Raw genomic sequence first — 18,071 nt, forward strand, 5'->3', positions numbered from 1 at the left:
AAATAATTTATATTAAAAAACTTCTTTTTTTAAGCTAGAAAATTTTTAAGTAATTAAAACATAGATGTGTTCACCGCGATATTGCAATCACATATAGATTAAAATGTGCTGATGGAATGGTGTTTTGTGAAACCAATCATTAGGAGATTTGTATGCTTTATTTGTGATGATGAAAGGCCTTTCAATATCGGCTACAAGACTGGCGTTAAATCGGCTCCAGCTGCGTTATTTAAGAGATATCGTCGTGAGCGTGGACTTAAAAGGCAATGCTTAACCTGTCAGAATAGACAGAAATTCCAACGTTTAAATACTGATTTTGGAAATTCGGCAAGGTTAAACTAAAAGTCGATATATAGAATTAGGCTAAAATCAGAGTTTTTAGCCTGTAAACAAACACATAAAAAACGCAAGAATAAATTAAACCTTCGTGTCTTGAAATATTAAAACAATCGATCAAAAAACATTTATTGGGTTATATGACTTAAATCCATAGCATATTTTTTAGGATTATTTTTTAAATAATAAACGGTAACTTGATTATTTTTAATCTTGTCTGATGGATCGATAAAAAGGTTGTCACTGACAAAATTATAGGTCTTAAAATTGATTTTATCTTCCCATTTTGCATAAATACGATAGGGATTTTTACCATTTACTTTTAAGTTGTCCATTCTTTTTATTTCAAAAACAGTTGCAATGACGGCAATCCCATCTTGTTTGTATTTCTTTAAGTCTTTAGTTTTTAATAAAATAAATAATACAATACCAATAATCAGCGATACGACAGTAAAAACCGCAAGGATTATTGTTCCAAACCATAGAGTTAAAAAAGTGTTAATTTCTGCTTTGTCTGGTGATAGGGGATCATAAAGAACCTCTACATATTCACCAACATAAAATGCAGGGGGATTTGAACCAGTACTTTCAATAAGTAGATGTTCTTTGTCTTGATTATCTTTGTATTTTACAACAGGGAAATAAACCAAAGAATTCTTTTGTGAGCTTGAGTGATTATTAGATGTTTCTTCTTTCAAAGAAACAACCACGCCAGATGTTTTATTGTAGGTGTTGATTTGATTCGAGACATGTAAAACTGAAAAAATTAACCCTATTAAAAGAGCTATCCCTAAAATCAAAAAAATATATCTTAGTAACTTATTTGTTTTTATCATTTCAAACCTTAAATATAAGAGTTAGTTTTTATTATGAAGAAATGTAATTAAGAAAGGAATAGATGGCTTATATTAGAAATGAGTTAAAGCAATCCTAATTTCAGTAAAAAAAATTCAAAAATAAAAATATCAATGAGTATTATTAAATAAAATTATTCAATTCATAGTGTAAAAAAATTCATTCTTAAAAAAATGAATCTTATCGATAAATAAGAGTGAATGCAAACTTATTTATTTAGAAGGTTTTTTATAAAATTCACAGGATTAAAATCTTATTCAGTCTTTAGCTATGACGACAACTATATATTATAATTTTTCCTTCCATAATATTTTCTTGGGGTTAATTTAGTCTAATAAAAAGAATTTTCAAAATATAATGATAACAATAAAATTTACATTACTTGAATTATTCGCAGGATCTTATTGTAATTGATTGTGTTTTGTGAAGTTAGCCATTAGGTGGCTAACATGCTTTATCAAAGATTGTGGTAGGCCCACCAGGATCGGCTGGCAAGATCAAGTACTAAATCGGCTCTAGCTACGTTATTTAAGAGATATAGTGGTGAACGTTGAGTTTAAAAGGCAATGCTAAAATCGTCAGATGTGAAGTAATAAGCTGAATGAAAATGAACCATTAGTGAAGTGTCGTTTGTCATAATCGTGATGCAAAACTGTGTTCTTATTAATAACGCACTAACAAGCTAAGCGTGACTTGCAATAACGAATTGGTTGGCACACATGCATCGTAACTTGTCAAGTTCCGACAGTAATACTGCTTTATTTCAGTTAGGCATGAAATTATATGTTAAACAATAATTTGGACAGAAATTGATTATTAACCAACCATAAGTGCTTTGGAATGAATAATCATTTCTATATTACAAATTTTATAACGCTTTAACTATATCAAATTTACTCTCATCGTAGCTATATATATTGAAATTGAACTTACATGAGTAAGTTAGAATATCATTAAACTAAGAAAGTCAGCAGTCTGCAAACAACTAACTATGCTAGTCATTTTTTGATACATTATAATTAGTATGATATTATTATTTTACTGGGCTGAATTAAAGCTAATAAGCTTCAAATAACCATAGACAATGGATAAAAATTAATTCATTATTCCTCAAGTATCATTGAAATGTTGTTTGTCGACATCTTGATAAATTCAAATTTCGTTTAGTAGTAGGATATCAAAAATGATCCCAGCGTTGTTTTCTATTTTTCCCATTTTTTTGTTAATTATTTCAGGTTTCTTATCTAAAAAATTTTTCATTAATAATGATGTATTTTGGTCATACATTGACAAATTAGTTTACTACCTGTTTTTCCCAGCATTATTAGTATTAGAAATAAATGCTGCGGTTTTTTCAAGCGAAGTAATTAAAGGGATTGTAGTAACATCAGTAAGTACAGTTTTAGTGGCTATAGTTTTATTTTTCACTAAACCTTTAATCAAAAGCAATAGGCTCTTTACCTCGCTATTCCAAGGAAGTATAAGATATAATTCTTATATTTTTCTTGCTTTAAGTGCCTCACTATTTTCTGAAAAAGGCGTCGCAATTGCAGGTGTTTTTATAGCCTATATGATCGTTATTACAAACGTTATGAGTGTTGTTGTAATGAACTTATATGGAGATAGTGATAATAAAAAAATGCACTTACTCTCTTTACTTCTATTTTTAAAAATCCTTTAATTTTAGCCGTACTTTTAGGATTTTTTTTGCAACTAGCTGATATAGGTATTAATGGGCCAGTTTATGATTATATGCATTATTTAGGATCAGCGGCGTCACCGTTAAGCCTTATGTCTGTTGGTGCTGGGTTAATTTTAACAATGAACAGGAGCTATTTATTTGCAATAAGTTATGCTGTTTGTTTAAAATTAATTTTACTTCCTTTGATTACATTTTGTTTATTGCTTACTTTTGATATTACAGGAACTTATGCCAGCATAGCTTTGTTATATAGTTGCGTTCCTTGCGCAGGTAATGCCTACATTTTATCGAGACAAATGGGAGGGGACTCACATGCAATGGCGGCAATTATTACGTGGGGAACTCTGATAAGTGTTTTATCAATACCTATGATAATGGGTTTTTGGATAGTTTAATGTTATTTCATAAACGCGACTCTAAATTGATTTTTTATGTCTCTAGACAAAATTAATGGATGTACAATTGTGCTCTAATTTTTTATATTTTTAACTTTAAAAAAGAATCAAAGAATATTAAAAACATCAACTATACTAACATAAAGTACTATTCAAATTAATTGCCTAGCGCAGCATTAAAATTTTCTAATCTCTGCATTCAAAACTCCTTAAGTTATTAGTGAGTCAATTCTGCAAAACAAACATCTTTAAAATCTTTTGTATGGAATATCTTAAGAAGAGTATTTGTTTTCTATAAAAAAGTAATTTTAGCCATTAAATAAACGTGGATTCACCAAACAATAAATAAATCAATTCACAAAAATCAGTCTAGGCTGCAGGAGAAGATATTATTCTGATTTTCAGTCAGTTTGAGCTAAGTAATACTAAAACCAGTATCGTCATTTTATTTGACTATATAGCTCAGTTGCAATTAAATCAATTGGATACATTAAATTTTTTACCAATAAATCTTAAACCATCATCTATGGAAGTACTCCAAAAATCCCATGAATGACCGTAGCCATTGTATTTTTGAGACTCAACAACGTAATGGTTGTCTTTGGCCCAAATTACAAAATTCTCGGCATCAACAGGTGCTGTTATTGTATCAGCTGAACCATAAGAAACATAAAAATGAATAGGCAATGCTGTTTGATCTTTTAACTGAATTTGATCAAATTGGTGCTTGCGTAATCTCTCATCATCGAAAGGATTTCCATAGACATCACTCCTATCTTTGGCAAAACTTTCCTTACGAGATACGGGCATAGAGTCCACAGTCCATAATGCAGGTGAGAGCATAACCGCTGAGGCAAAATATTCTGGAAATAATAAAGCAAAACGCGAAGCACCATATCCACCCATAGATAAACCTGCTATGGCATGCGCTTGTCTATTTTTGATAATTGGGTAGTTTTTCTGAATATGGGGTATTAGCTCGTTAATAAATGCTGTTTGCATTTGATGCTTATCACCATCTATATAATACGATGTAAATCCATCTGGAAACACAACAATACTGGGAGGTAGATCTTTTGCTGCAATTAATCTATCTAATTTTTGGACAATATACCCTTTATTAGGCCAGTCAGTGAAATCACCACCGGCTCCATGAAGCATATAAATTACAGGATATTCATTTCCAGTAGAAAAATTAGCGGGTAGATAGACTGAATAATTCCAAGGTTTTTTATCGGCTTCATTAACGTATAGTAGTTTTGAATCAACCGTACCATTAATCAATTCACCCGATGGAATTACTTCAATATATGAACTACCAACATTAGACTGAAGAACATTATCTTTAGAAGCACAAGCACCTGATAATAAAATTGATAAGATAAGAACAATTTGCTTTTGTTTAAACATTCAAATTCTCCATAGCTTCTTTTGAAAAAAATGATGAACTTAATAAAGATATACATAAGGCAAAATATGTAAAAAATAAAGTGTTGGCCAAGTAAAAATAAGATGAGTAAATGAATTATATCATTCACTTTTGATAATGAATTGTTCTCACTTTAATCTTTTAGCTCAAAAAAAGCAATTCAGTTGATGTATTTTATGTTTTTGATTTTGCCAATTATCAAATCTAGCAAAACTTAACTCTTGAAAAGAATCTACTGGCATGAAATTCAAATGACTCCATACACTAGTATGCAACTAAATTTGAATAGAACACACCAAAAAACAAATTTAAACAGTATTTAATTAGCGTAGTGTACCCTTGCTATTATTTTGTAAATCTTCTTTTGGCCCAAAAAACTCAAAGTGTATTTGGTTATTTGGAATACCCCAATCTAAAAGCCCCTTAAAGAGTGTTGACATAAAAGGCTTAGGTCCACAAAAATAATAATCTGCATCTTTTTCCGTAATAAGAGATTCAATTAATTGCATATTAATTTTTCCAATTGAACAACTTTGATTAGCATTGAAATCGTTAAGTTTTGGATTACTAAATCGATAGTGAACTCTAAGCTTAGAGTGAATTTTTGATAGTGCTTCTATTTTATGTTTAAAAGGTTGCACCACTTGATTTTTACACCCATATATTAAAATGATTTCACGCTCAGGCATATTGTCAGTAGCAAAGTTCAAAATACTCAAAATAGGGGTAATTCCAACGCCTGCAGCTAAGAGAACTAAAGATTTACCATTGTATTCATCAGTATTGAGAAAAAAATCACCACATGGGGGACCAATCTCAAGAATATCTTCAACATCAATTTTGTCATGCAATATATTGGAAACAATACCAGCTGGGATTTCTTGATTAAGAGCAACTTCACGCTTAATACTGATCCTGAAGTAATTCAATCCAGGCTTATCAGATAAGCTGTAATTGCGCATAGTTTTAAAACCATCTGGAGTTGGTACTCTTAGCGTAATATATTGACCAGGAAAATAATGAGGTAGGGCTTTTTTGTCCTCTGGTTGTAAATAAAATGAGGTAATTAGGCTACTTTCTTTTTCTTTTTTTATAACTTTAAAATTTCTGAATCCATGCCAACCTCCTGATTTATTGGCATTATTATTATAAATTTGGTTTTCTCGGTTAATTAAAAGTTCAGATAAAAAACAGTATGCTTCTCTCCAAGCATTAAATACCTCATCCGTTGCGTTATCACCCAAAACTTCTTTTATGGATGCAAGTAAATTTTCACCAACTATTGGATAGTGTTCTGGTTTTATCATTAAAGAAGCATGTTTATTTGCTATCAAGTCAATTGCGCTATGTAGCACATCTAAATTTTTAATATTTTCAGCATAAGCGGATATTGCATTCGCTAGTGCTCTTTGCTGTGTTCCAATAGCTTGATTTTTTACATTAAAAAACGCAGAAACATCTGGGTTAGACAAAAACATGCGTTTGTAAAAATGCCTAGTTAAGGTTTCACCATATTGTTGTAGAATAGGGGCTGTGGATTTGACCAGTTCAATGCTTTTTTGCGAAATCATGATTATCTCCCTTTAATATGCATTAAAAATACATATTAAAGGGTTCATTCTAAAACTGCAACAAATAATTAGGGATAAAGGACATAAAATGCAAATAACACGATTTACAGATTATGGGTTACGGACTTTGATGTATGTCGCTTCTTGCCCAGAAAATATAGCAAGTGTAAAAGAAATATCTGAATATTATGGCATTTCTCGTAATCATCTTGTAAAAGTAGTACATAAGTTATCGAAACTTGGTTTTTTAGAAACTATAAAAGGTAAAGGCGGTGGGATCAAAATTGCGGAAAAAACTGATTCGATACGCCTAGGAGATCTTATTAAATTATTAGAGCCTAATATGTATATTGCTGAATGTTTTAATGAAAATGATAATGGTTGTAAGATCACAAACTCTTGTAAGCTTAAACATTATTTTTTTGAAGCATCACAAAATTTTATCAATACACTTAATAAATACACATTAGCCGACACAATACATAATAAAGAATTAATTAAAGTTATTCCTGTCGAGGTATTCTCCTCTAAAGAGTAGGGAGGATAACCAGCTAGAGCTTAAATTGTTTATTGATTTGGATATTAAAAGTTACAGTGTAACTAAAAGGGTTCTGTTACGAAGGATTTAAATGATAACATCTATAGAGTTTGATTTTTTTTATAATGTGTGATTTTTTCCTATAGTGAAATGCATTCATGCGCTGCATAAACTAATCAACTGTTATGGCGAGAAAAAGAGATTTTCGTCGAATATCTCAAAGATGTTTTTCATCGACGATTAGAAAGCTACTATGCAAATTATTTCATATATTATTCAAGATATTTGCCACGATCTTTTTAATGTCAAGATTCCTTTAGTTTAAAGGTGCTCATCTATATCGTTTTATCAGCAAAGATTAAATTTGTAGTGATCATCTTTATGTGCCCTTAGTTTTTTAAGATTTAAAAATAGTTTATAAAACAATTATATGAGCTATTATATCCATTTAATGAATCTTAAAATAAATACCTCATTTAGCAATTTGCTTTCCATAAATTTAAATCATCGAATTATTAATTTCTTATTAGAGTTAAGCATAAAGAGATTACATATACATTTTTATTAAAAACTTGTTTATAAATCGAATCAGCTTTTTAAACTTAATTTAAAAGTAAAATTTAATAATAAAATATATATTTATGCTAGAATAAAATACAAATATGAATTAATAATTAAGCATATCTGGCAAGATAATGGAATAATTCTTGATAAGGCAATGCCATGGCAAAAAAAATCAACAAAAATAGCATAGATAAAGCAGATAAAGCAGATAAAGCAGATAAAGCAGAAAAAATTGAGGGAGTAGATAACATTAAAAATGCCGATTCTTCTCCTGAATGTGAAACTGATACTAAAGAAATAGACATAAATGATATAGTTTCTTTTTTTTGTCCCCCTATAAAGCAAAATATGCCTTTTTGTGAACAAATAGGCCATTCTTCTGAAAGAAAATTAACTATTATTGATATAGATTTTTTAGATAATAAGGCTTTTACTTTTGATAAATCCTCTCAAATGATCAAAGGAATGTGTTTAGAATCAGGAGAATTTACATTTACTTTGTCTTATAAATTAACAGATGAAGCTAACGACAATCATGTAATAAAAACTGGTCTTAAAACTCAATCGCCTAATCAAGTAAATGAGGAACAGTCCTTTTCTCCCACATATGAAAATTTAAATAAGAGATATTTATGGCAAAATCATTTAGGCGATCGATCAGTCAGTGAAAGTACAATAAAAAAAGAGGATAATCTTATTTTGATGTCTCTTTTAAAAATACAGGTTACTGCTGATAATAAATCTAACTGGCAATTTATTCCTAGTGCACCTGATGATATCTATTACAAATCCGATTTTGATATTAAATATTTTGAAAATCAGGAGAAGGATCCCAGATTTAAAAATGTCTTTGGAGCCCGCATGAGAGGCACATTAAATGCGCATTTAGGTAAATCAAGCCAAGATGACTTTTTTGTCAATCGCTTAAGTACTGGTTGGCAAATCCTTCTTATGGCAAATGGCGATATAAATAGTCAAGCGAGTCGAAAAGCTTCTAGTTTACTTTCTAGGAATGTAGGTTGTTTTTTATGTGATAGGCTTAATAGTAAAGTTTTAAATCAGTCAATTGAATCAACAACCAAGCTTTATATGAACAGAGTTCAACAAATAAATGAAAGTGAACTTAATAAATTCGCTTATTGGTCTTCAATTGAACTTCAAAAGTTGAATATTGAACCAACCGATTCAATCTTTCAAAAGGTTATTTTGGACTTTCAATTAATTCATGAGACAATGAGTGAACTTGTCAAGGATGCTTTAAATGTAGGTCTTGAATCATTAGAGGAATATGTAAATTCTGCAGAAGCAAAACTTAATGATATAAGCATTGATGATTTACGAAGCTCTTTAACGTTTATTCTATGTAAATATATTGATAATAAATGGTTTGTACTAAGCTATAGTCTTAAAGATGACCTCATCATATTGCTAAATCAAGCTAAAGCTAATATTTTAAGCAATAAATTTGATGAGGATATCACAATAGGTCAGTATCTTAGTCCAGCCTCATTAAATTTATCCATTGTAAATAGGCAAATGTCTTTCTTATTTACAGATGAAATAGAATTATTGCTGCTTTTGAATTTAGGGGCTCAAAAATATATATTTGAAGATCCTCCAAAGGAGGGTTCTTCAGCTATAAACCAAAGTGCAATAAGTGCTCTTAATAAACAAGTATTAGAAACCAAAGATAAGGAAATCAATGCAATCAAATATTTGAAAAAATGGTCGAAAGGCCATCATGAAGATAGGACACTTTTAGCGTTGTTTTAATTTTTTTCTAATACAAGGGTTATATGGAATCGTTTATTGATATTTTCACTCAGTACCGCACTGTGATTGTTTTTGTGTTTTTTTCTTGCTTTGCTTTATTTTTAGACATTTTTATGCATAAAGAAAGTAAAGTTATTACTCTTAAAAATGCTTCTTTATGGTCTGTATTCTGGATTTTTACTGCATTATTATTTGCTGTATATCTTTATTTTTTTGGTGGAACAGAGACGATCGCAGGCCCTCAAATGGCCAGTCTATTTATAACTGGTTATGCGCTAGAGAAGATCCTTTCCGTAGATAATTTATTTGTTATGATGGCTATTTTTGCTTGGTTTAATATTCCTGAACAATATAGGCATCGTATTTTATATTGGGGTATTATAGGTGCCATCGTTTTTAGAGGGATTTTTGTTCTAATTGGTACAAGTCTTTTTGCTCTTGGGCCTTATGTAGAACTCGTATTTGCTTTAATCGTAGGTTGGACAGCCGTGATGATGCTTAAAAAGAGTGCTAAGACAGAAGAGGTCGAGGATTATTCTTCACATTTTGCCTTTAAATTGGTAAAAAAATGGTTCCCACTTTGGCCCAAAATTCATGGTAATCAATTTTTTATTTCAAGAAATGTGGTGGAAGAAGAATTATTAAAACCTGAAAATAAAGAGATAAAAATTGATACTAACAAAGGAAAAAAAGGTAAATACTTTGCTACGCCTCTTTTTGTATGTTTAGCGATAATTGAATTATCTGATGTGATGTTTGCTTTTGATTCAGTCCCAGCCATTATAGCAGTAAGTAAAGAGCCAATTATTGTTTATAGTGCTATGATGTTTGCAATTTTAGGCTTAAGAACTATGTACTTTGTTCTTGAAGCTCTCAAAGACCAACTTCATTATCTGGAAAAAGCAGTAGTGATCTTATTATTCTTTGTTGCATTTAAAATTGGTTTAAACTCGACTAATCATCTTTTCCATCATGGCTACTCTATAGAAGCGTCTCATAGTTTAATCATTGTGATGTCGGTATTATTCATCAGTATTGTTCTAAGTCTCCTCAAGAAGAAAGCATGATGTAGTTAACGCTTAAGGGCGTAATTAAGTTTAACAAATTAAGCCCTTAAGTAATAAATTTAGATTTAATAATTATAATTAAAAGGCGAATTAAAGTGATGGCACTTCAAAATTCATTAGTTTTTGAGTAATTGGATGCTGTGGTTTATGTACAATTTCGTCAAGTGTTCCTAGCTCGATTACCTCACCTTCATGCATTACAACAACATAATCGCTGATGTGCTTCATTATTTCTATGTCTTGAGTCACATAAATAAATGTGATGTCCTCTTTTTCTTGTAGCTCTAACATCAAATTAATTATTTGTGCCCTAATCGGCATATCTAAGGAAGCTAAAGGTTCATCGGCTATAATAACCATCGGCTGTAAAATAATGGCTCTCGCCATCGCTACACGTTGCTTTTGACCTGCAGCAAGCATTGATGGGTAATATTGTGCATGTTCTGCAAGTAAGCCTACTTGCTTTAGGGTTTTTTGTATTAAAAATAGCCGTTCTTTTTTTTCAAAATTAGTGTTAAGCTCCAAAGTCATATCTAAAATTTCACCAACGCGTTGCTGGGGATTAAGTGATGCGGCAGGATCTTGATAAATCATTCTAATTAATTGTGAACGAACACTATAATCCCCAAATTCTAATACTTTATCTCCAATTGATATCTCACCTGCTGTAGGTTCAACCATACCGACAATCATTTTTGCAAGCGTTGATTTGCCTGAACCATTTTCACCAATGATAGCCAGCGTTTGTTTAGCCTTTACTTCAAAGCTACATGGTTTTACTGCATGTAAAATTTCGTTAAGACCTAAGCGTGTTTTATAAGTAAACTGTTTTTCAAGGTTTTTTATGATTAATAATGATTCGGAACTTTTCATTGCATCCTCAGTTAAATTAATGCTCATTTAGGGGAAAATGGCAAGCAACAGCATGTGTACGTTCTTTAATAAGTAGGGGTTTTTCTATGCATTCTTTTTGAGCGTACATGCATCTTGGTCCTAATCGACAACCGACTGGTAAATGTTCCAATGCGGGAATAGCACCAGGTAATGTATCTAATTTACTTTTATGTGCGATTTTACGGCTAAAGTCAGGGATAGAGTGAATTAATGCTTCTGTATAAGGATGGCGAGGAGAATTTAGTAAATCCTCAGTTTCAGCACTTTCTACAGTTTGACCACAATAAAGCACGTTAATTCTATCTGCCCATTTGCTCAGAATCCGTAAATCGTGGCTAATTAATAAAATCGACATATTATGATTTTGATTTAAGCTAGAGAGTAGTCTAAATATTTTAGCTTCAGTTGAACTGTCCATGATACTTGTCGGTTCATCTGCAATTAATAATTTTGGACTATTAGCTATTGCCATAGCTATCATCACTTTTTGACACTCACCATCAGTGAGTTCGTATGGATAAGAATGCATAATATCTTGGTGATCTTTAATACCTACTCGATGGAGTAATTGTATAGCGCGCTCTTTACGCCAATTAAATCTTTGCCACCATTTACCTTTAAAACTACTACTATGTAATGACAGTTCAAGTTGTTTACCAATCCGCATAGAGGGATCGAGCGCAGCTTGAGGCTCTTGCATTATAAATCCAACATTTTCTGAAATTAATTTTTGTCTTGCTTTATTTGTTAGCTTAGATAATTCAATGTCCTCAAAACGAAAACGTTCCGCCTCAATACACCAATCATTTCTCTTCATACCACTGATAATTTTTGCGATAATACTCTTCCCAGAACCTGATTCACCTACTAAGCCTAAAATTTCCCCAGGATTTATAGAGAGACTAACGTTATCAAGTGCTTTCACAGGCAGACCAGTATTTGATTCGGTATCCTCAAAATGAATAGATAAATTTTTGATATCTAGAAGTGGCATTAGCTAACCCCTTTAGTAATTGCACGGCTAACACCAAAACCCAGCAAGTTAATAGCTAATACAGTAATAAATATGCAAAAGCCTGGCAACATCACAGTCCATGGCGCTAAGAAGATGGATTCTAATGAGTGACCTATCATGGTCCCCCATTCAGAAGAGGGCAGTTGAGCTCCTAACCCAAGGAAACCTAGTGCAGAAATATCTAAAATGGCCAGTGATAAAGTTCTTGTAAATTCACTGACTAAAATTGGACTGATGTTAGGAAGGATAATGCGCTTAACAATAAATGATAAACTAGCACCATCCAGTTTTAAAACACATACATAAGCTTTTTCTAGCTCATTACTGATAGCACTGTACAAAGTTACTGTTAAACGAGGTAAAAGTGCCAATGATACAGCGATACAAGCATTAAAGAGTGATGCTTCCATAAATGCGATAAAGATAATAGCCAGTAACAGCGACGGTATAGATAGGAGCATATCAAGTATATGATTGATAATTAACGCTCTAACATGATGACCAAGAGCGATAAATAAACTCAATGATATCCCTACTGTAAAAACAAATAATGCCACTAAGAGTCCTGCTCCAAAAGTAGAAGATACCCCTGCAATTAAACGACTTAGAATATCACGACCCAGATCATCAGTACCAAATACAAAAGCCAAATCAGAATTTTTATCCCATATTGGGGGCATCAGCGTATTATCTAAAAATTGCTTATCAATTGGATAAGGTTGAATCCACTGACCTAATACAGATAGGATAAGCAGGACAAAAAAAAGTATAGCGCCAGATTTTGCCAACCAATCAGCCTGAAGTGCATACCAGGTCGTTCTCCACCTTGAATAGGTGATTTGTTCTTGATAAATACTATCCAAGGGTAAGCCACTCCTTTTTATCTTGAGGTGAAAGTAAAATAGCCAATATGTTCGTTATCGTATTGATTAGTATGACCAATAACCCTATAGCTAAAACGCCCGCAGAAATAGAAGCATAGTCATCTTGCCTTATCGCGTTTATCAACCAACGCCCCATGCCTGGCCATGTAAATACATATTCTGTAATAATTGCCATAGTTAACATGCTTGAAAAGAGAGAGCCAAATCTTGGGATCAATTCAGGCAAAGCGTTGGGGAGAATATGACGTCTAACTATAGTAAATGAATTTATTCTTCGCGTTCGTGCCGCTTTTACATACAAAGAATTATTCACTTCAATGCAATTTGTTCTTACAAGATAAGTTATTTCAGCTAATGGAGCTATCGTTAAAGTTAGTACAGGAAGAAGCAGGTGTCTTAGCATATCATTAATAATATAGCCTCTTATTTGTTCAGGCATATACCATACATCAATAAACAAAAATCCGGTGACAAAATCAACTTCATATCGCCAATCTAGTCTGCCTGAAAGTGGCAATGTATCATATTTTAAGGAAAAATAGAGAATGAATATCAATCCTACCCAGAAGACAGGCATAGAGAAACCCATGAGAGAGAAAATACGTAATATTTTATCAACTAACTTATCTTCATAAAGAGCTGAAATAACCCCTAACGGAATACCTAGCATGACTGCCACTAAAAAGGAGAGAAACGCCAGCTCAAGTGTTGCAGGAAATACAACAATTAATTGTTCTAATATAGATTGTTGGCTCACAGAAGATATACCCAAATCAAAATCAATTAGGAGTCCAAGGTAAGCATTAAAAGCTTGTACTATTGGTTTTCCATCAAGTGGTGCGTCAATTGGCAGCCAGCTGATACTAAAGCTAATAATAATTAATAATAGTAGGGTTACACATAAAAGTAACAGCCTTTGAAATAAGAAATGCAGCATAATTTAAATATATTTATCCGTTTATTAGAATTAAGTGTTGGAATGATTATTCATCTAAATACACTATTCTGAGTCATCCTCAGAAATACGCTCCAACCTATAAAAACTGAAGTTTCCATGAGTTAATGACTGAGAATTTTTAATATTTGTATCATAAATAACCATATTTTTGGAATAAGCAATCGGTAATATAGGTAATTTTTCAAACAGAATTTTTTGTGCTTTTTGATAAAGTAATTTGCGAGCCATTTTATCATCTACAAGTAACGCTTTATCAAGCAGGGAGTCGAATTCTTCATTACACCAAAAAGAGTTATTAGTCCTTGCAGATATAGCAGCACAGCTTAACACTGGTCTTAAGTAACTATCAGGTTCTGCATTAGGTGCACTCCATCCTGTCAATTCTAAATCCACCTTATGTGAATCATAATAAGAAGCCGTGGTGAGTCCATCATGTACAATAATCTTAAGTGAAATGCCAATTTGAGCTAAATCTGCTTGAATTAATTCAGCCATTTTTATTGGGCTTGGGTTGTAAGGCTGAGGATTCGATGAGACTCTTAAAGTTAACGTTAAATCCTCAATACCCAGGCTTTTTAAGATTTGTTTACTTGCTTTAGGTGAATAATGAGTAATTTGAACTTGTGGGTCAAAGGCCCAGTGGTATGAGGGCAAAAATGCACTGGCTGTTTCAGCTGAATCTCTATAAATCGATCGCATTAATCTAGGATTATTTATAGCGAAAGCGATTGCTGAACGAACTTTAGGATTATCTAAAGGGGGTTGTTGTGTATTAAATGCTAAAAAAGCAGTACCAAAAGTTGAACGTTCTAAATGATTCAATCGAGTTTCATCATCCACTTTTGATAGTTGTGCCGCAGCTGGATAAGCCAATAAGTCGCACTCATCAGATAATAATTTTGCCAATCTGCCTACACCACTAGAGGATAGTTCGAAAATGACTTGCTCAAATGTATGCTCAGATTCATCTTTTCTCTGCCAAGAATTATCAAATTTTTTTAATCTTACCTGTTCATCAACTAAGTAACCTACTAATTGAAAAGCGCCTGTACCAATTGGATCTTTATCTAACAATTCAGGTTTTCCTAATTTCAATAACGTTTCAGCGTATTCTTTCGAAAGAACTGGGGCGAAATAACTGGCTAAATGAGATAAAAAAGTGACATCAGGATGATGAAGAGTAAATTCAATCCTGTGTTCATCGAGCACATCAATAGATTTTATTCTTGATTTTAATCCTATGGCTTCAAAATAGGGGAAATAATCAACATGATAAAATGGATTTTTCTGATTGATTAATCTATCAAAACTAAATTTTACATCTTGAGCAGTTAGATTTCTGGTGGGAGTAAAGAGTTTGGATGAATGAAAGGGAATTCCTTTTTTTAACGTAAAAATAAAACGTGTATAGTCCTCATTGACTTCCCATGTATCAGCCAATTCTGGAACCAAAGTCAACGCATCATCGTCAGTACGTAATAAACGGTTATATATTTGTGGTCCAATAATATCTACAGTTATTCCTCTAGCTGCGCGTTGTGGATTAAAGGTGTGGATAACGTCGTTAGCACAGTAAACCATGCGTTGATTAAAAAAAGGATTGTCTACATGTCTTTTAAATTCATTACCTTGAGCACAGAATGTCAAAGCAGAGGTTACCAACAAAATAGAACATCCAATCAGTCGTTTTTTATGATGTAACAGTTTAAGCAAAGACATATTTACATTCCAAGAAATTATTAATAGCGCTGGCAAGAAAAATAGCAAAATAAAACCAAGATTATACTCTTAACAGAAAAATAATGAACCCACCTAAAACAAAAGTGACGATGAATTTGTATATTAAACACTCAAGTCACTCTTTAGTAAGGCCACTAAATATAATATGATCCTTTTTATTCTTATCGTTACATAAGTAACTGACTTTTATTACTTTTCTGTGAGGTTATGCACTTGTTTCTTAAAGAGATAATGCATGGATAATAGAACATTAAGTGGTTATAAAAATAATTAAATTGGCTAAACTGAATATATTTTTCTAAGATAAACAATGTGTTTAATGGTTAAAGCGCGCAATACATGATGCTAAATCAAAACAAAATTATATAGGTAATTTAAAAGGACCGCATATATTTTACATTACTATTAATTCTTTAATTACGATCAAACAACTATTACACCTGTATTTCTATATTTTAATTAAATAACAGGCTCTGTTAATTACTATGATTTTTTGATATATTATAAAGATCATACGTTCATTTTAAATCACTTAAAACAAGTCTTAACAGAGGTATTTCATGCGTACTCACTATTGCGGTCAAGTAAATCAATCCCACGTGAATCAAACCATATCGTTAGCAGGTTGGGTTCATAGACGTAAAGATCTTGGTGGACTGATATTTATATATTTACGAGATAGAGAAGGGTTAGTTCAAGTTTTTTTCGATCCTAAAAATCAAGCATCTTTTGAAATTGCCCAGCAACTAAGGAATGAATTTTGTATTTCAATTGAGGGTATCGTGAGAGCTCGCCCAGAAAATCAAGTGAATCATGACGTAAAAACAGGTTCAATTGAAATTGAAGCAACTCAATTGACTATTATAAATCGTTCTGAACCTCTGCCATTAGACAGTAATCAAGTGAATACCGAAGAGCAAAGATTAAAATATCGTTATATCGATTTAAGACGTCCAGAAATGACTGAAAGACTAATGAAAAGAAGCCTTATCACCCGATTCGTTCGCCGCTATTTAGATGATAACGGGTTTTTAGATATTGAAACACCAATGTTAACTAAAGCGACCCCTGAAGGCGCTCGTGACTATCTGGTACCGAGTCGCGTGAATAAAGGTAAATTTTATGCTTTGCCTCAATCGCCTCAATTGTTCAAACAGTTGTTGATGATGTCAGGGTACGATAAATACTACCAAATTGTAAAATGCTTTAGAGATGAAGATTTAAGAGCTGATAGACAACCAGAATTTACGCAAATAGATATTGAAACCTCTTTCTTAAGTGCAGATAGTGTTCGTGCCATGATGGAAAAAATGATTCGTGGACTCTTCAATGAAATCATTTCTGTTGAACTAGGTGATTTTCCAGTGATGACTTTCAGTGAAGCCATGAGTCGCTATGGTTCTGATAAGCCCGATTTAAGAAATCCTTTAGAACTTGTTGATATTGCTGATATAGTTAAAAGTGTAGAGTTTAAGGTATTTAATGAACCTGCAAATGATGTAAATGGTCGCGTTATTGCGTTAAAAGTACCTCAAGGGGCAGTGTTTACTCGCAAGCAAATTGATGAATATGGCGCCTTTGTGAATATTTATGGTGCTAAAGGACTTGCTTGGATGAAAATTAATGAGGTTGCTAAAGGGATTGAAGGAATTCAAAGCCCAGTGAGTAAATTTTTAACTGAAGAGATTATTCAAGAAATTATCCAAAGAACAGCAGCAACCGATGGTGATTTAATTTTCTTCGGTGCAGATAAAAAATCAATTGCAACAGATGCAATGGGTGCTTTAAGATTAAAAGTAGGTAATGACATCGAAGCAACAACTCCTGGATTCTTCACTAAAACATGGGCACCACTATGGGTTATTGATTTCCCAATGTTTGAAGAAAACAGCGATGGCAGTTTAAGTGCTATGCATCATCCTTTTACCTCCCCTAAAGAGATGACGCCTGAAGAATTAGTAAAAGCACCACTCACTGCAGTGGCTAATGCATATGATATGGTTATTAATGGATATGAAGTGGGTGGCGGCTCAGTACGTATCTATAAATCGGATATGCAACAAACAGTATTCTCAATTTTGGGCATTAACGAAAGTGAACAAAAAGAAAAATTTGGTTTCTTACTTGATGCATTAAAATATGGCACTCCACCACATGCCGGCCTTGCATTTGGTCTTGATAGATTGACCATGCTTTTGACTTTTACAGATAATATTCGTGATGTTATCGCATTTCCAAAGACTACAACAGCATCATGTTTAATGACGGATGCCCCAAGTTTTGCTAATGCGCAAGCATTAGATGAACTTGCTATTGCTGTGAAAGCGATAAAATCTGAATAAGGCAAATT

General features: G+C 32.4%; 15 protein-coding genes. 7 read left to right on the forward strand and 8 right to left on the reverse strand.

Going from position 1 to position 18,071, the window contains the following annotated elements:
• Window positions 1–126: 126 nt before the first annotated feature.
• Window positions 127–342: a hypothetical protein gene (locus ACFFIT_RS02850; protein ID WP_385876134.1), complete on the forward strand. Its 216-nt coding sequence runs from the start codon at window positions 127–129 to the stop codon at window positions 340–342.
• A 122-nt stretch (window positions 343–464) separates the two neighbouring features.
• Here ACFFIT_RS02850 and ACFFIT_RS02855 read toward each other — a convergent pair whose 3' ends face one another.
• Window positions 465–1,172: a DUF3592 domain-containing protein gene (locus ACFFIT_RS02855; RefSeq protein WP_385876135.1), complete on the reverse strand. Its 708-nt coding sequence runs from the start codon at window positions 1,170–1,172 to the stop codon at window positions 465–467.
• 1,214 nt (window positions 1,173–2,386) lie between these two features.
• Between ACFFIT_RS02855 and ACFFIT_RS02860 the strand changes: the two genes are divergently transcribed.
• Both ACFFIT_RS02860 and ACFFIT_RS02865 read left to right on the forward strand, forming a co-directional pair.
• On the forward strand, window positions 2,387–2,872 hold the full coding sequence (locus ACFFIT_RS02860; RefSeq protein ID WP_385876136.1) for an AEC family transporter: 486 nt from the start codon (window positions 2,387–2,389) through the stop codon (window positions 2,870–2,872).
• Window positions 2,873–2,898: 26 nt separating this feature from the next.
• Window positions 2,899–3,288, forward strand: a complete 390-nt coding sequence (locus tag ACFFIT_RS02865; RefSeq protein ID WP_385876137.1) for an AEC family transporter — start codon at window positions 2,899–2,901, stop codon at window positions 3,286–3,288.
• A gap of 477 nt (window positions 3,289–3,765) precedes the next feature.
• On the opposite strand, the gene ACFFIT_RS02870 is transcribed toward ACFFIT_RS02865, so the two are convergent.
• Window positions 3,766–4,698, reverse strand: a complete 933-nt coding sequence (locus ACFFIT_RS02870; protein WP_385876138.1) for an alpha/beta hydrolase — start codon at window positions 4,696–4,698, stop codon at window positions 3,766–3,768.
• 342 nt (window positions 4,699–5,040) lie between these two features.
• The gene (hmpA, locus tag ACFFIT_RS02875; protein ID WP_385876139.1) at window positions 5,041–6,288 is read right to left on the reverse strand and encodes an NO-inducible flavohemoprotein; all 1,248 of its coding nucleotides are present in this window, start codon (window positions 6,286–6,288) and stop codon (window positions 5,041–5,043) included.
• 88 nt (window positions 6,289–6,376) lie between these two features.
• On the opposite strand from hmpA, the gene ACFFIT_RS02880 reads away from it, so the two are divergent.
• The 3 genes from ACFFIT_RS02880 (at window position 6,377) to ACFFIT_RS02890 (ending at window position 10,230) form a co-directional block, all read left to right on the forward strand.
• Window positions 6,377–6,826, forward strand: a complete 450-nt coding sequence (locus tag ACFFIT_RS02880) for an Rrf2 family transcriptional regulator (RefSeq protein WP_385876140.1) — start codon at window positions 6,377–6,379, stop codon at window positions 6,824–6,826.
• 723 nt (window positions 6,827–7,549) lie between these two features.
• A complete protein-coding gene (locus ACFFIT_RS02885) occupies window positions 7,550–9,163 on the forward strand; it encodes a hypothetical protein (RefSeq protein ID WP_385876141.1) in 1,614 nt (537 codons plus the stop codon).
• Between the two features lie 23 nt (window positions 9,164–9,186).
• On the forward strand, window positions 9,187–10,230 hold the full coding sequence (locus tag ACFFIT_RS02890; protein WP_385876142.1) for a TerC/Alx family metal homeostasis membrane protein: 1,044 nt from the start codon (window positions 9,187–9,189) through the stop codon (window positions 10,228–10,230).
• Window positions 10,231–10,320: 90 nt separating this feature from the next.
• Here ACFFIT_RS02890 and ACFFIT_RS02895 read toward each other — a convergent pair whose 3' ends face one another.
• From ACFFIT_RS02895 to sapA, 5 genes are all read right to left on the reverse strand, one after another.
• Complete coding sequence (locus tag ACFFIT_RS02895; protein ID WP_385876143.1) at window positions 10,321–11,103, reverse strand: ATP-binding cassette domain-containing protein; 783 nt, start codon at window positions 11,101–11,103, stop codon at window positions 10,321–10,323.
• Between the two features lie 16 nt (window positions 11,104–11,119).
• On the reverse strand, window positions 11,120–12,118 hold the full coding sequence (locus tag ACFFIT_RS02900; RefSeq protein ID WP_385876144.1) for an oligopeptide/dipeptide ABC transporter ATP-binding protein: 999 nt from the start codon (window positions 12,116–12,118) through the stop codon (window positions 11,120–11,122).
• Window positions 12,118–13,023, reverse strand: coding sequence for an ABC transporter permease subunit (locus tag ACFFIT_RS02905; RefSeq protein ID WP_385876192.1), 906 nt, complete (start codon window positions 13,021–13,023; stop codon window positions 12,118–12,120). Before ACFFIT_RS02905 ends, ACFFIT_RS02900 begins: the two co-directional genes overlap by 1 nt.
• The gene (locus ACFFIT_RS02910) at window positions 12,995–13,960 is read right to left on the reverse strand and encodes an ABC transporter permease subunit (protein WP_385876145.1); all 966 of its coding nucleotides are present in this window, start codon (window positions 13,958–13,960) and stop codon (window positions 12,995–12,997) included. The genes ACFFIT_RS02905 and ACFFIT_RS02910 overlap by 29 nt, the downstream gene beginning before the upstream one ends.
• 63 nt (window positions 13,961–14,023) lie before the next feature.
• A complete protein-coding gene (gene sapA, locus ACFFIT_RS02915; protein ID WP_385876146.1) occupies window positions 14,024–15,700 on the reverse strand; it encodes an ABC transporter substrate-binding protein SapA in 1,677 nt (558 codons plus the stop codon).
• A 581-nt stretch (window positions 15,701–16,281) separates the two neighbouring features.
• Here sapA and aspS point away from each other — a divergent pair.
• Window positions 16,282–18,063, forward strand: coding sequence for an aspartate--tRNA ligase (gene aspS, locus ACFFIT_RS02920; RefSeq protein ID WP_385876147.1), 1,782 nt, complete (start codon window positions 16,282–16,284; stop codon window positions 18,061–18,063).
• The last annotated feature ends 8 nt before the right edge of the window (window positions 18,064–18,071 follow it).

The organism is Thorsellia kenyensis, from assembly GCF_042432445.1.
Classification (GTDB): domain Bacteria; phylum Pseudomonadota; class Gammaproteobacteria; order Enterobacterales; family Thorselliaceae; genus Thorsellia; species Thorsellia kenyensis.

Coding starts and splice junctions, on each gene's coding strand:
- ACFFIT_RS02880 (WP_385876140.1), top strand. CDS start 6,377: ATGCAAATAACACGATTTACAGATTATGGGTTACGGACTTTGATGTAT.
- ACFFIT_RS02855 (WP_385876135.1), bottom strand. CDS start 1,172: ATGATAAAAACAAATAAGTTACTAAGATATATTTTTTTGATTTTAGGG.
- ACFFIT_RS02890 (WP_385876142.1), top strand. CDS start 9,187: ATGGAATCGTTTATTGATATTTTCACTCAGTACCGCACTGTGATTGTT.
- sapA (WP_385876146.1), bottom strand. CDS start 15,700: ATGTCTTTGCTTAAACTGTTACATCATAAAAAACGACTGATTGGATGT.
- ACFFIT_RS02910 (WP_385876145.1), bottom strand. CDS start 13,960: ATGCTGCATTTCTTATTTCAAAGGCTGTTACTTTTATGTGTAACCCTA.
- hmpA (WP_385876139.1), bottom strand. CDS start 6,288: ATGATTTCGCAAAAAAGCATTGAACTGGTCAAATCCACAGCCCCTATT.
- ACFFIT_RS02900 (WP_385876144.1), bottom strand. CDS start 12,118: ATGCCACTTCTAGATATCAAAAATTTATCTATTCATTTTGAGGATACC.
- ACFFIT_RS02870 (WP_385876138.1), bottom strand. CDS start 4,698: ATGTTTAAACAAAAGCAAATTGTTCTTATCTTATCAATTTTATTATCA.
- aspS (WP_385876147.1), top strand. CDS start 16,282: ATGCGTACTCACTATTGCGGTCAAGTAAATCAATCCCACGTGAATCAA.
- ACFFIT_RS02885 (WP_385876141.1), top strand. CDS start 7,550: ATGGCAAAAAAAATCAACAAAAATAGCATAGATAAAGCAGATAAAGCA.
- ACFFIT_RS02895 (WP_385876143.1), bottom strand. CDS start 11,103: ATGAAAAGTTCCGAATCATTATTAATCATAAAAAACCTTGAAAAACAG.